14 protein-coding genes are annotated in these 13,674 nt (G+C 38.0%); 10 read left to right on the top strand and 4 right to left on the bottom strand.

All coding sequences use genetic code 11. The annotated features are described in order from the left end of the window. The 5 genes from RUH74_RS23145 to fliT form a co-directional block, all read left to right on the top strand. On the top strand, positions 1-1,018 hold a 1,018-nt coding region (locus RUH74_RS23145; protein WP_313804919.1), incomplete at its 5' end, for a glycosyltransferase. Between the two features lie 61 nt (positions 1,019-1,079). Then, the gene (flaG, locus tag RUH74_RS23140) at positions 1,080-1,439 is read left to right on the top strand and encodes a flagellar protein FlaG (protein WP_313804916.1); all 360 of its coding nucleotides are present in this window, start codon (positions 1,080-1,082) and stop codon (positions 1,437-1,439) included. A 15-nt stretch (positions 1,440-1,454) separates the two neighbouring features. Beyond that, on the top strand, positions 1,455-2,972 hold the full coding sequence (gene fliD, locus RUH74_RS23135; protein ID WP_313804913.1) for a flagellar filament capping protein FliD: 1,518 nt from the start codon (positions 1,455-1,457) through the stop codon (positions 2,970-2,972). Between the two features lie 42 nt (positions 2,973-3,014). Continuing rightward, positions 3,015-3,410 (top strand): flagellar export chaperone FliS, encoded by a 396-nt coding sequence (fliS, locus tag RUH74_RS23130; protein WP_313804910.1) that lies wholly within the window; start codon positions 3,015-3,017, stop codon positions 3,408-3,410. Next, complete coding sequence (gene fliT / locus RUH74_RS23125) at positions 3,410-3,754, top strand: flagellar protein FliT (protein ID WP_313804908.1); 345 nt, start codon at positions 3,410-3,412, stop codon at positions 3,752-3,754. The genes fliS and fliT overlap by 1 nt, the downstream gene beginning before the upstream one ends. 70 nt (positions 3,755-3,824) lie before the next feature. On the opposite strand, the gene RUH74_RS23120 is transcribed toward fliT, so the two are convergent. Continuing rightward, complete coding sequence (locus RUH74_RS23120; protein ID WP_313804906.1) at positions 3,825-4,004, bottom strand: hypothetical protein; 180 nt, start codon at positions 4,002-4,004, stop codon at positions 3,825-3,827. Positions 4,005-4,154: 150 nt separating this feature from the next. Then, a complete protein-coding gene (locus tag RUH74_RS23115) occupies positions 4,155-5,204 on the bottom strand; it encodes an HD-GYP domain-containing protein (protein ID WP_313804904.1) in 1,050 nt (349 codons plus the stop codon). Between the two features lie 236 nt (positions 5,205-5,440). Here RUH74_RS23115 and RUH74_RS23110 point away from each other — a divergent pair, with 236 nt between their 5' ends. Continuing rightward, positions 5,441-5,734, top strand: a complete 294-nt coding sequence (locus RUH74_RS23110) for a hypothetical protein (protein WP_313804901.1) — start codon at positions 5,441-5,443, stop codon at positions 5,732-5,734. 451 nt (positions 5,735-6,185) lie between these two features. Further along, positions 6,186-6,737, top strand: coding sequence for a ribosome hibernation-promoting factor, HPF/YfiA family (hpf, locus tag RUH74_RS23105; protein WP_313804898.1), 552 nt, complete (start codon positions 6,186-6,188; stop codon positions 6,735-6,737). Positions 6,738-7,035: 298 nt separating this feature from the next. Here hpf and RUH74_RS23100 read toward each other — a convergent pair whose 3' ends face one another. Further along, positions 7,036-7,164 (bottom strand): FbpB family small basic protein, encoded by a 129-nt coding sequence (locus RUH74_RS23100; protein WP_396230160.1) that lies wholly within the window; start codon positions 7,162-7,164, stop codon positions 7,036-7,038. Between the two features lie 402 nt (positions 7,165-7,566). Here RUH74_RS23100 and RUH74_RS23095 point away from each other — a divergent pair, with 402 nt between their 5' ends. The 3 genes from RUH74_RS23095 (at position 7,567) to prfB (ending at position 13,197) form a co-directional block, all read left to right on the top strand. Next, on the top strand, positions 7,567-8,652 hold the full coding sequence (locus RUH74_RS23095) for a YecA family protein (protein ID WP_313804892.1): 1,086 nt from the start codon (positions 7,567-7,569) through the stop codon (positions 8,650-8,652). Positions 8,653-9,410: 758 nt separating this feature from the next. Beyond that, positions 9,411-11,918, top strand: coding sequence for a preprotein translocase subunit SecA (gene secA, locus RUH74_RS23090; RefSeq protein ID WP_313804890.1), 2,508 nt, complete (start codon positions 9,411-9,413; stop codon positions 11,916-11,918). A 177-nt stretch (positions 11,919-12,095) separates the two neighbouring features. Beyond that, positions 12,096-13,197 (top strand): peptide chain release factor 2 gene (prfB, locus tag RUH74_RS23085; RefSeq protein ID WP_313804888.1). Its coding sequence is split into 2 segments (ribosomal slippage): positions 12,096-12,167 and positions 12,169-13,197, totalling 1,101 coding nucleotides; the frame shifts between segments, so codons are not numbered across the junction. A 186-nt stretch (positions 13,198-13,383) separates the two neighbouring features. Here the strand turns inward: prfB and RUH74_RS23080 are convergent. After that, positions 13,384-13,674: hypothetical protein (locus RUH74_RS23080; protein ID WP_313804885.1), on the bottom strand; the 291-nt coding region annotated here is incomplete at its 5' end.

The raw sequence follows: 13,674 nt of genomic DNA, 5'->3' as shown, positions 1-13,674 counted from the left end.
ACACTTACATACCTGTTTAGAATCTGTTAAAGAGTACGTAAATGAAATCATTATCGTAGATACGGGCTCCACAGATAATACGATAGAAATTGCAAAGACACATGGTGCGGCTGTCTATGAATATACTTGGACCAATGACTTTGCGGCTGCCCGTAATTTCGCGTTATCTAAATCAACGTCAGAGTGGAACTTAATTCTCGATGCCGATGAACAGATTACCAGCTGGGACAAAGACAAAGTAAAGACAATGCTCCAATCAGATCGTTTTATCGGGAAAATTAATATCAAAAGCAATTTTAAGCAAAACAATGAAGAGCGGTTTTCACAAATCTTTATTTCTCGATTGCTTCCAAAAGGAGCTTATTTTTCTGGGAAAATACATGAGCAGGTGGTGTCTAAGCTGCCGCGGATTGAGATGCCAATTGAAGTTTTCCACACAGGCTATTTTCAAACGGATAAATCAGAGCGCAATCTTATCATTTTAAAGGAAGAGCTGTCTAAGAATCCAAAGAATGCTTACATCTTATATCAGCTTGCTCGACAATATAAAACAATGAATCTCTATCAGGAAGCAGCTCATTTTTTTAAGGAAAGTTATCAGGCGGCTGATCGAGCAGAGGGTTATTTTACAGATTTGGTCGTCAATTATATTTATACATTAATTGAATTAAAGCAATTCTATCCTGCTTTTGAAATCATTGACCAAATGAATGTTCCTTTAGGGAACAGTCCAGATTATCAGTTTGTTTGCGGTATCTTTTATATGAACTTTGTGTTAAGTGATACGGCTAACAATATCGATTTTCTTCCTCTTATTGAAAGATCCTATCTTATTTGTCTTGCATTAGGAAAGCAGAATGAAAGAGAAATCGTTTTAGGTACAGCTTCCTTCTTGGCTGCATATAATTTAGGGGTCTATTATGAGATGTTTAATCAAAAGGAAAAAGCGAAAGAATTTTATGAAATGTCTGCAGCCTATCATTATTTACCTGCAAAAAGCAGATTATTGACTCTATAAATGTAAATAATTTGCTGAAATATCCGATGTAATAAGTAGAACAATTACTAGGGGGATTAAGATGGGCTCTGTTGATTCAATTTCTAGATCTTCTGTAGATAATATTAGCTTTGAAAGTAATAAATCGATGAAGATACAGGAGCAACCAACATACATCTTAGAACAGCATCATGAGAATACTGCAGAAACAGCCATTCAAGAAAAAGATTTAGAGAAGGTCGTTTCCGATATCAATCAAGTATTAGGAAATACTCATACTTCTTTGAAGTATATGTACCACGAAAAATTGCAAACGTATTATGTAACGCTGATCAATGATCAAACAAAGGAAACAGTAAGAGAAATACCGCCAAAGAAGCTACTAGATATGTATGCTTCAATGAGAGAATATTTTGGGCTGTTTGTTGATAACAAAATATAATGGAGGGTATCCTAAATGGTTAATAACACGATGAGAATTACAGGATTCGCATCTGGACTTGATACAGATACGATCATTAGAGACTTAATGAAAGCGGAGCGTGCTCCACTGGATAAATTATTTCAAAAAAAGGAATGGATGTCGTGGCAGCGTGACGCTTATCGAGATGTGAATCTTGAACTTAGTGCTTTTCAAAAAAAGGTGGATAAACTACGGTTTACTTCAGACTTTAATGGCTATAAAGCCACTTCGTCAAATACATCAAATCTGTTAGTTTCATCTAGCGGCAAGTCTATTCCTGGCTCATACAATGTGACAGTTAATAGTCTGGCTGAATCTGCAAGAGTCGTAACAAGTAATGCCATTTTAAATGAACAGGGAAAAGCGGTAAAGTCAGGAGACAAAATCCTAAAAACCGGTGAAACCTCTTCGATTGAAATAGAGACGGCAAAGGGCAAACAAACGATTACAATTACAGATCAAGATACATATGCATCACTTGCTAGTAAAATCGGTTCTGCAACAAATGCTTCTGGGGAATCACTTGGTCTGCGTGCTTCTTTTGATGATACGACTTCTGGTTTTGTAATTTCTACTAAAGAATTGGGAGCAGATCAAAAAATATCGATCAAGGATGTTCCAAGTGCTGGTTCAATAAATATTGCTGGGGTTATAGGCAGCGGGGGAGATAGCCGTACAAATACTAATGCAGGTCCATCTGTAAATGGAGTGAATGGGTCTATTACGATTGACGGTAAAACCATTGACAATCTCACTTCTAATAAAGTTAATATATATGGAATGGATTTAACTTTATTAAAAAAGGATAGCAATCCTGTAACAATAACAGTTGAATCAGATACAGACGCTATTTTCAACAAAATCAAAGACTTTGTCGATAGCTATAACTCAATGATCGATAGTCTAAACTCTAAAGTGAAAACTCATCGTAATCGTGAGTATCAGCCTTTAACAGAAGAACAGAGAGAAGGTTTATCAGAAAAAGAGGCTGAAAAGTGGGATGAAAAAGCAAAAGAAGGACTTTTGTACAATGACTCGACGATCAGGGACACTTTAACAGCATTAAGAGGCAAAATGTATAATACTGTTTCCGGAATACCTGATGGTCAACTAAGATTGCTATCCGAAATAGGTATCCAATCAGCTTATATGTCCAAGGATGGGAAGCTTGAGATTAATGAGGATAAGCTGAAGGAAGCAATCGCTAACAAACCGGATGAAGTTGCTCAATTGTTTACGAGTGAAGATGGAATTGCAACAAGAATATATAATGAGGTAGGCAGTTCAATTGACAAATTAAACAAAAAAGCAGGTCGTCCAAATACAGCGTCAAGCCTAGATATAAGTACTCTTGGAGACTCTATTAAGGAAATTACAAAACAGATGAGTACATGGGAAGATAAGCTGAAAATGATTGAAAACCGTTATTGGAAGCAGTTCACGGCTATGGAGCAAGCAATCAGCAAGATGAATGCACAAAGCAGCTCCATTGTGGGAATGTTAGGGCAATAGAATAGAATTATTTATGTGTTATATTTAGGAGGATATTTAAACATGCAAAAACAATATGAAGCATATCAACAGAATTCTGTTTTAACTGCTTCTCCTGGCGAATTGACACTGATGCTATACAATGGTTGCCTGAAATTTTTGAATCAAGCCAAAAAAGCGGTTCAAGAAAAAAATATTGAAGCGAAACATACAAATCTTTCAAAAGCGCAAAATATCATTTCAGAATTAATGGTTACTTTAAACTTTGACTATGATATTTCAAATGACATGAGACGATTATACGATTATATGAATCGTAGATTAATAGAAGCAAATATTAAGAATGATACGGAAATTATCAGTGAAGTAGAAGAGTTGGTAACGGAGTTCCGCGATACTTGGAAAGAAGCTCTGATTATTAACCGCAAGAAACAGTATAGTACAAGCGGGCTTGTGTAATGGATATCATTGAAAAGCTATATGAAATTACTAAACAGCTGCAGTCGACTGTTTCTAATCAAGGAGACAGAGAGAAGCAAATTGAAGAATTAACAGCGTACCTTGAAACTCGTGGCGAGCTATTAGATCGTATGGATCAAACTTTATTAACTATTGATGATAAACAAAAGTTGAGAGAAATTCTTACTATTAGTGAAGATGTAGTAAAGCAGATGGGCAAGATTAAGACATCTATTCAGAAAGATCTTGTTACTGCGAAGAAAGGAAAGTCTGCATTTAAAGGATATAATGACCCTTATGCATCTGCATCATTTGATGGGCATTATTTTGATCGGAAAAAATAATGCTTGAAACCTGCTTGATATCAAGCAGGTTTTTCTTTATAAAAAAACACAGCTATATCTAGCTGTGCATTTAAACCTTCATATCAATAAATTGTGAGAATGGAGAAGGCTGTTGTATTTCTCGTATTCTTTTTGCAGGATCTGTCATTACATCTAGGATTTTTTCTTTCACGGCAGACTCTGCTATCTGTTTATTGATGACAACAAATTGTGAGACTGGCCCTTCTCCAACACCGCCGATAACCGCCATTTAAAATCCCTCCTCCTTATGGTGAATACTATATACATTCTCTTTAATTCTCGTTTCTCCTGCATAGGATTGGTTATTTTTTCCTGATTAATTGGAATTTTATTCAAGTTGATTTATTATGGTTTCTAACCACTCGATGGGTTCATCTAGTTATAGCTTAACCATGTTCTCTTGTTCATCACCGACAAGACTAACGATCCTCACCCCAGACTCCCTCCGTAAATCCACATACGCCTCCCCAACCTTCACCAAAGGCTGGTAAGGCTCGTTCTCATGAATAAAGACAATCTGTGCTTCCTCTCCATTGCTCAACATCACTTTTTGCAATAGGTTTTGTCTCATAATGTATCGGACAAAAGGGATAACGATTGCTGGGTTGAGCTCATTATTCTGCGCTTTTTCGACTAATTCGTAAACACCTGCGAAATACGGGTTCTTTTCACCATTATCTTGTACATTTATATATACCGCATTAAAGCAATCCGCAACGGAAACAATTTGTACGAAATAAGGGATATCCTTCTCTTTTAATTGTTTAGGGTATCCGGTTCCGTTTATTTTTTCATGATGATGAAGGGCAGCTAATGGAATGAGCGGATTTATATAGGGAATCGTGCTTAGTAGTTTATGCCCGATCTCTGTATGCTTTTGAACTTCTTCATTATTAACTGAAATTGTATTTTTATAAATACTTTTGTCTATTCCCAGCATACCAATCTCGTGAAATAGTCCCATATCTGCTAATAGAAGACAGTCTTTTCTCTTATATCCTAATAGTTTGCCGATGATGCTCGAGAGGATTCCGACATTTATACTATGCTGAAATAGCTGGTCCTCTCTTTTTTCTCCTGTTTGCAGGACTTTTAGGATGGAAACATCACAAAGTGATAGTTCAATAAGCGGGTGAAAGCGCTCTCTTAAATGAATCATATTAATTTCTTTGCTTCTGTAAAAGCTTTTGAATGTATCTTTGATATAGGATTGAATCGATTGATAGGGTTTTGCGCTTGGTGATTGTTTATGTACCTTTTCGTTTAAATTTACAGATATAGTTGTTCCGAATCGGTATTTTTGCAGCAATAGAATATGAACTTCTTTTAATATCGTTCCCTTTTTCAATAATAGGATGCCTTGCTCCGAGAAAATGTCTTCGCCTAGCGCACTTCCAACCAAATCGAATGATATTTGTGCTTGATCCATAATTGATCCTCCTATTTCTGTATTAACAGAAAATCTCCCAAAAAATGATCTTATATTTACTCTAAATCTATCATTTTACAAGAGGGAAATATACTAAAATTACCCTGTTTTGTAAAAATGGGTAAAGCGTCCTGTATATAATGTCCTATTGTTGACATTTTTAGAATACATGGGTATATTAACCAATGGATGAAATTTATTACTATATGTATATAATTTTTGTAAAGGTGATAAAAATGAATGCTGCAGACATGAATTGTAACTGTAAAGGAGAAAATGGTGTTCTAACAAAGTATGATTATCATAAAAACTGTTTGAAAAGGGAAATAAACGCAGTAAAATCTATTAAAATACCAACACAAAACTATTCTATTAATCATAAGGATTTAGCAGATTGGATTATTGATGTCTCAACACCCAAGGAGCTTGAAATGCTCTTAAGTGAGATCAGAATTGTGAAAAAACGAACAAACAATATTAAACCATTTCTAGCTATTATTGCAGTCGGGTTAGTAAACAAAGCTCAGTAGTGAGATAAACTGATCATTCCAAATCACTTGCAGTTGCAGGTGAATTTTTTTCCGAAATGAACAATCCCTTCGTGGATCATCCTTATGTCAATGGCACTAGCTTATGGAAGTTTTCCATCTTGAAATACCAATAATTTGAATCACTTTTTTGATATATAAACACACACCCAATCCTTCAGTAAAACGTTCTTCTTTAAGGCAGTAGGAGTCGAACGGTTCTGCAACTTATTCCTTTTTGGCTCCTCCCTTAACCAAGCGAATCCATCCATCATTCTTCACCAATCCGACAAAATTCTTAAACTTTTTTCATGTACTAGCAGGAGATTTATGGGGTAAAATAGAAATGTAATATATAGTCTTTTTAATAAGACTACGTGTCTTTTATAAAGCAAGCCTAATAGGCGGAAAAAAGGCACACAGTATTTGTATATTGAAAAGGAGGAGTTCGCTTATGAATTTTAACATTCGTGGTGAAAACATTGAGGTAACTCCAGCAATTAGAGACTATGTAGAGAAGAAAATTGCAAAATTGGAGCGGTATTTTACCGAATCTCCAGATGCAACCGTACATGTGAATTTAAAAACGTACCAAGATAAAACCTCCAAAGTAGAAGTAACAATTCCTATGCCGAATCTAGTCCTTCGTGCAGAGGAAGTTCATGATGATATGTATGCAGCTATTGACTTGATTACTGATAAATTAGAACGCCAAATTCGCAAGCATAAAACAAAGGTAAATCGTAAATTCCGTGAAAAAGGGAATTTACCAGATATGTTCGTTACACTTGATGAGTCTGAAAGAGCACCAATGGATGAAGAGAATGAACTGGAAGTCGTTCGTCAAAAAAGCTTTGATCTTAAGCCGATGGATAGCGAAGAGGCCATCCTGCAAATGAATATGCTAGGCCACAATTTCTATGTATTTACGAACGCGGAAACAAGCTTAACAAACGTTGTCTACAAACGAAAAGATGGCCGTTATGGTCTAATTGAAGCTCAATAAATAAGGAAACCCCGCTGTTAAAAGCGGGGTTTTTCTGATTCGATGATTACGTACGTTGATCTGAGTCAGATATCATTTGGGCTGGCTGAATTTGAATCCTTGGCGGGCTTTTAACCTCTGAAGTGATTGCTGACGTATACGTTGTTTCAAGGATGCTTCAAAAGGTAAAGATGAATAGCCATTTTTGTAATCCTGCGGTTTTCAATTAAATCTTTTCTCCTCTTTTTGTATGATTTATTTTTAAGGGAAGAGGGAGTTTCTACACCGCAAATTCCTCCTCTAACATTTGTGGTTTCATTCATTTTGTCATCGCGTGTTTTTCATCCAATCTTTTCTCGATTTTTTCGAGCTGAAGCTTGTCCTTTAATAACTCTTCCTTATTTTTCTTTGTTAACTCCTCAAGTGAAAAACGAATCTTTTTATTCAATGTCATTTCCTCCAATATAATTAGTTTTTTAGTAGATGAGCCTATGAGCAGGTATTTATGTGCACAAACTGAATGATTTAACAAAGCCTTATAATAAAAAAGGCCTTTACCGCAATGGGTAAAGGCCATAAATAAAGACCTCTACCGTTTGGTAAAGGTCTGGCTAACAATTTTTAGGCTGCCAACAATGCCGAGAGCAAGTGCTCTGAAATGACGACAATGCTGTAAAAGCTACTCCCCTTTAGGAGAACAATGATTCAATTTGTAATCATAGTATATAAACTAAAGGAGAAAATGTCAATTATAGCAATTTTATCTTTTATTAAATCTGCCAAAATTAATCGATAAAAATGGTAGAATGGTTAGTAAACAGATGAATAAGGATGAAGGTGAAATGGTTAAATGCCTAGAGTAAAAGTAAGCCGAAATGAGCCATGTCCGTGCGGGAGCGGGAAGAAATATAAAAAATGCTGTGGAAGCAAGGATACGGTGTCTATTACAGATGTGATTGATCATGAAATTTTAGAGCTGCAAAAGGAAGCAAGAATGTTTGCTATAAAGCGGTTTGAATATGAAATAGTGGATGATTTTGAAGATTTGTTCCAAGTGTTGGACGGCGCAGATGAAGAGGATGAAGACTTCTATCAATTTCTGCATCCGTTTTGGTTTCTAGTATTTGAACCGTTGGAAGATGGAAAAACCATTATGCAGAAATTTATCGAATACAAACTTGGCAAGGTATCACGCAAAAGAGTGAGAGCTATTCTCCAATCTTGGCAGGATGGTTATGCGGTTGCAGGGGTAATAAAGGAGTATCAAAACGATTCCCTTATTATCGAGGATACGCTGACGGGAAGACGGTTTCCTGTCGTTCTATTTGAGCATTCGCGCGATTATGAAGAAGGAGTTTTTGCTTTTGCTATCCTGCATCACTATGAAGATAAATTTACAGTTTTCCCTACGCTTTTTGAACTTTCCATTAAGCATACTGTGGATTACGAAGCCTTTATAAAAAGTGAATTTTTGAATTCAGGCTATGATAGTCCAGAGGAATTTTTGGCAGACAACTTCCTTGAAATGATGTATGAGACGCCAAAAGCGGGAGGATTACTTGATTTATCAAGTTTTGAATGGCCAAGCAATGGGGCTAAGACGGTAGCGGAAATATTTGAAAAGGATATGAAGGCGGCTGGAGAGCTTAACTGGATTATCCAAATGGGCGTCATCCTTTGGATGGAATATTGCAAGCAAACCAATAAGAAAATTCAAAAGCCTGGAAACTATGTGGCTGCTCTTCGCTATCTTGTTTCTACTCTGTCTCCGGTAAATGTTGAACTCACTCAGAAACAGATAGGGGAGATCTACGAAATACCTGCTAACCGCGTATCTAGCTATTATAGTGAAATTTACTTTGTGGTAGAAGATCAAATTGGAAGTATGTTTGAACATGAGCGAATGAATGTCGGTCATTCACTGGAAATTACATAATGTAAAAAAAGAAATCGAGGAAAATCAATTAGAAAATAGCCTGTCGTTGATTTTTGAATAGGCAAAAAGAAGCGGCTGGCGATAATTCCTGATTATTAGAGCTTAATTAATAAAAAATGAAGCAGCAGGGAATGTCAGCAATAATCAGCACATTTAGAGTAGCATTCCTGGATTAAGGTTTTCGATTAGTAAATAAACGAAGAGCATGAGTTGCACTTCGTTTATTTATTGAAAATGTGAAACAAAGAAATCATCACCCAAAAAGAGCTTAAGAAAACATCCTAAAGCCTATTAAAAGGGCATTTTTCATAAAACTTCGAAGTTCTTCAATTTTATAACCTATCTAAAAGAGAAATCCTTTACAGGTGCCTTATTCAACAATTGTTCGTCTTCTTTGCCTCTAGTAAGGCAATATGGAACTTGGTTTTGCCATCGATGCCAAACAAAGGATAAGCATACACAGGCAATCACAGATTACTTCGTTTTAAATATTGACTCCCCAATTTCTAACCAGCAATTTCGGGAATTTCTCCATCTACCTCCGCCAGTATCGAAAAAAAATGACTACTTTCAATGGACTTACCATGTAAGGGGCAGTTTAAGGACCGAGTCTATTTTCCAAAAGGCAAAACCTCCCCTCCGCCCTCATAAGTTGTCACCCCCTAGTGAAAGTGGTAATATTAATAGGTATAATATGAGACTTAATGGGAGATTTTTACTAAAAATCTTCTCCTATCCAATATAAAGGAGCGTTTTAAATGCTTGGGATTTTAAATAAGGTGTTTGATCAAAATAAACGCGAACTAAAACGACTCACAAAAATTGCAGAACAGATTGAAGCACTTGCTGCTGATACGGAAAAATTAACGGATGATGAGCTTCGTGGAAAAACAGAAGAATTCAAAGCGCGCTATCAAAAAGGCGAATCATTAGATGATTTGCTTGTTGAAGCATTTGCTGTTGTACGTGAAGGGGCAAAGCGTGTGCTTGGATTGTACCCATACCCGGTTCAATTGATGGGGGGAGCTTCCCTGCACGATGGAAACATCTCCGAAATGAAAACAGGGGAAGGGAAAACACTAACTGCAACGATGCCAGTATATTTAAATGCATTATCAGGCAAAGGCGTTCACGTTGTGACTGTCAACGAATACCTGGCTAGCCGTGATGCTACCGAAATGGGTCAGTTGTATGAATTTTTAGGACTAACAGTCGGTTTAAACTTAAATGGACTCACAAAAGAAGAAAAGCAGGCTGCATACGCTGCTGATATCACGTACAGCACAAACAATGAATTAGGTTTTGATTACTTGCGTGACAATATGGTGCTTTATAAAGAGCAAAAGGTTCAGCGCCCGCTTTTTTATGCAGTAATCGATGAGGTGGACTCCATTTTAATCGATGAAGCACGTACACCGCTGATTATTTCTGGAACAGCACAAAAGTCAACAGCTCTTTATATTCAGGCCAATGCGTTTGTTCGTACACTGAAAAAAGATGAAGATTACACATATGATGAAAAAACAAAAGGCGTTCAGCTGACAGAAGAAGGGATGACAAAGGCAGAGCGGGCTTTCGGCATTGAGAATCTTTTCGATATTTCTCATGTCACATTGAACCACCATATTACACAAGCCTTAAAGGCGCATTCAAGCATGCATCTTGATGTGGATTATGTGGTTCAAGATGGCGAAATTGTGATCGTTGACCAATTTACCGGCCGCTTAATGAAGGGCCGCCGTTATAGTGATGGTCTGCATCAGGCAATCGAGGCAAAAGAAGGCTTAGAAATTCAAAATGAAAGCATGACCCTTGCAACGATTACATTCCAGAACTATTTCCGTATGTATGAAAAATTGGCAGGGATGACGGGTACAGCGAAAACGGAGGAAGAGGAATTCCGCAATATTTACAATATGAATGTTGTGGTGATTCCAACTAACCGTCCGATTGCCCGTGATGACCGTGCGGATTTAATTTATTCATCAATCGATGGGAAATTCCGTGCTGTTGTTGAAGATATTGCTGAGCGTCATAAGAAAGGCCAGCCGGTTCTTGTCGGTACAGTAGCAATTGAAACCTCAGAAATTATCTCAAAATATTTAACGAAAAAAGGCGTACAGCATAATGTCTTAAACGCGAAGAACCATGGGCGAGAAGCGGAAATTATTCTTGATGCCGGTAAAAAGGGTGCTGTTACAATTGCGACGAACATGGCAGGTCGTGGTACAGACATTAAGCTAGGTGAAGGGGTAAAAGAATTAGGCGGACTTGCTGTTATTGGTACGGAACGCCATGAGAGCAGACGGATTGATAATCAGCTCCGCGGACGTGCTGGACGGCAAGGAGATCCAGGGATTACACAATTCTATCTTTCCATGGAAGATGAACTAATGCGCCGCTTCGGTTCTGATAATATGAAATCGATGATGGAGCGTCTTGGCATGGACGATTCTCAGCCAATTCAGAGTAAAATGGTCTCAAGAGCAGTTGAGTCGGCTCAGAAGCGGGTAGAGGGCAATAACTTTGATGCCCGGAAACAGCTTCTTTCCTATGACGATGTTCTTCGCCAGCAGCGTGAAATTCTTTACGGTCAACGTAATGAAGTACTCGAATCAGAAAACCTTCGTGAAATTGTGGAGAAAATGCTGATGACATCACTCGAACGTAATGTTCATGCTTTTGCGCCAACGGGCGGGGATGAAGAAGAGTGGAACCTGCAAGGTCTTATTGACTATGTGAATGGAAATCTGCTCCATGAGGGAGACATCACGGTCGATGATCTTAGAGGCAAGGATACAGAAGAGATCATTGAGGCCATTTTTGCAAAGGTGAAAGAACGCTATGATGAAAAAGAAGAGCTTCTTCAGCCTGAGCAAATGCGTGAATTTGAAAAGGTTATTGTTCTTCGTGCCGTTGATACGAAGTGGATTGACCATATTGATGCGATGGATCAGCTCCGTCAAGGAATTCATCTTCGTGCCTACGGTCAAATTAACCCGCTTCAAGAGTACCAGCAGGAAGGCTTTGCGATGTTTGAAAATATGATCGCAGCAGTCGAAGAAGATGTGGCAAAATACATCATGAAGGCGGAAATCCGCAACAATCTAGAGCGTCAAGAGGTTGCAAAAGGCCAGGCTGTCAACCCGAAGGAAGATGGGGAAAAGGTGAAGAAAAAGCCAGTTGTGAAACAGCTTGATGTTGGCCGAAATGATCCATGCATTTGCGGAAGCGGCAAAAAGTATAAAAATTGCTGTGGAGTGTAATAAATATTAGCTTAAATGAACCAACAAGCTTCAACAAAGCCCGGCAAGCTGTTCGCTAAAACAGCTTTGCCGGTGTTTTTTTCCTATAGGGTGTAAAATAATGTACGAGAACAGTATAATAAAAAAAGGCTGACAAAGGGAACGAATGGCGGCTTAAAAATTTTTAGAGGTGAAAGCATGGAATTAGCAGATATTCGGAATGAATTAGAGAAAATGGCTAAACGATTAGCGGACTTTAGGGGGTCTCTTTGACTTAGAGAACAAAGAGGCACGAATTGCGGAGCTGGATGATACAATGCTTTATCCAGGATTTTGGGATGACCAGCAGAAGGCGCAAGTGGTCATTGGGGAGCTAAATGGACTGAAGGATCAGGTCCATGAGCTTTATGATCTGAATGAAACATTTGAAAATCTTGAATTAACGTACGAGCTTGTGAAGGAAGAAGCGGATGCTGAACTTCAAGCAGAGTTAGAGGAAGAATTAAAGGATTTGGCCAAGCGTCTGAATGAGTTTGAGCTGCAGCTTCTTTTAAGCGAGCCTTATGATAAAAACAATGCGATTCTAGAACTTCATCCTGGAGCAGGTGGAACGGAGTCACAGGATTGGGGTTCCATGCTTCTGCGGATGTATACACGCTGGGCAGAGAAAAAAGGCTTTAAAGTAGAAACGCTTGACTATCTTCCAGGAGATGAAGCAGGGATAAAAAGCGTTACACTAAGCATCAAAGGACACAATGCATATGGCTATTTAAAGGCAGAAAAAGGTGTACACCGCCTTGTGCGTATTTCACCTTTCGATTCTTCTGGCCGCCGTCATACATCATTCGTGTCATGTGAAGTCATGCCCGAATTTAATGATGAGATCGAAATAGATATCCGTACAGAAGATTTGAAAATAGATACCTACCGTGCAAGTGGTGCAGGTGGTCAGCATATTAATACAACGGATTCAGCTGTCCGAATCACCCATACGCCAACAGGGGTTGTCGTTACTTGCCAAACCGAGCGCTCGCAAATTAAAAACCGCGACCGTGCGATGAAAATGCTACAAGCGAAGCTCTACCAACGTAAAATTGAAGAGCAGGAGCAGCAATTAGCAGAAATTCGTGGAGAACAAAAAGAAATCGGTTGGGGCAGCCAAATCCGTTCCTATGTGTTCCATCCATATTCTATGGTAAAAGATCACCGGACGAATACAGAAAGTGGAAACACACAAGCGGTTATGGACGGAGAACTTGATCAATTTATTGATGCATACCTTCGTTCAAAATTAAGCTAAATATAAGAAAATGAAAAGCCTTTGCGCGGTCGCTTTCAGATCGTCAAAGGCTTTTTCTATACTATTGAACAAGCCTTAATGGTCGAAGCAATAACCAGCACAGGTAAATTAGACAGACTGACATTTACAGAATTTACATGGATTGTTTTTTTTGAAATTTGTGTTTACAAGATGAATGAAGGGGGACTAGACGTGGGCTCTTTCTTTAAGCTGATTGATTTCTGTTTCATGAACGCCAGTTTTGCCACTAAGATGTTTTATATCAATTTTTGTTCCAGTTAATTCATTTGAAATTACTCGGAATGTTTCTTCATGTTGATCCAACCTTGTTTCAATTTGCTTAAAGTGGCTGCTAAATTGCGTAGCATGGTTAGTAACCGTTTCTTCCAACCTATGAATGCTCTCTTCTACACTTTCTAACCGAATTTCAACATTCTCTAGCCGACTATCTACATTTTCTAACCGAATTTCAACATT

Source organism: Cytobacillus sp. (assembly GCF_032154635.1).
In the GTDB taxonomy this organism is placed as follows: domain Bacteria; phylum Bacillota; class Bacilli; order Bacillales; family Cytobacillaceae; genus Cytobacillus.
This window is presented reverse-complemented; position numbering and strand designations above follow the sequence as displayed.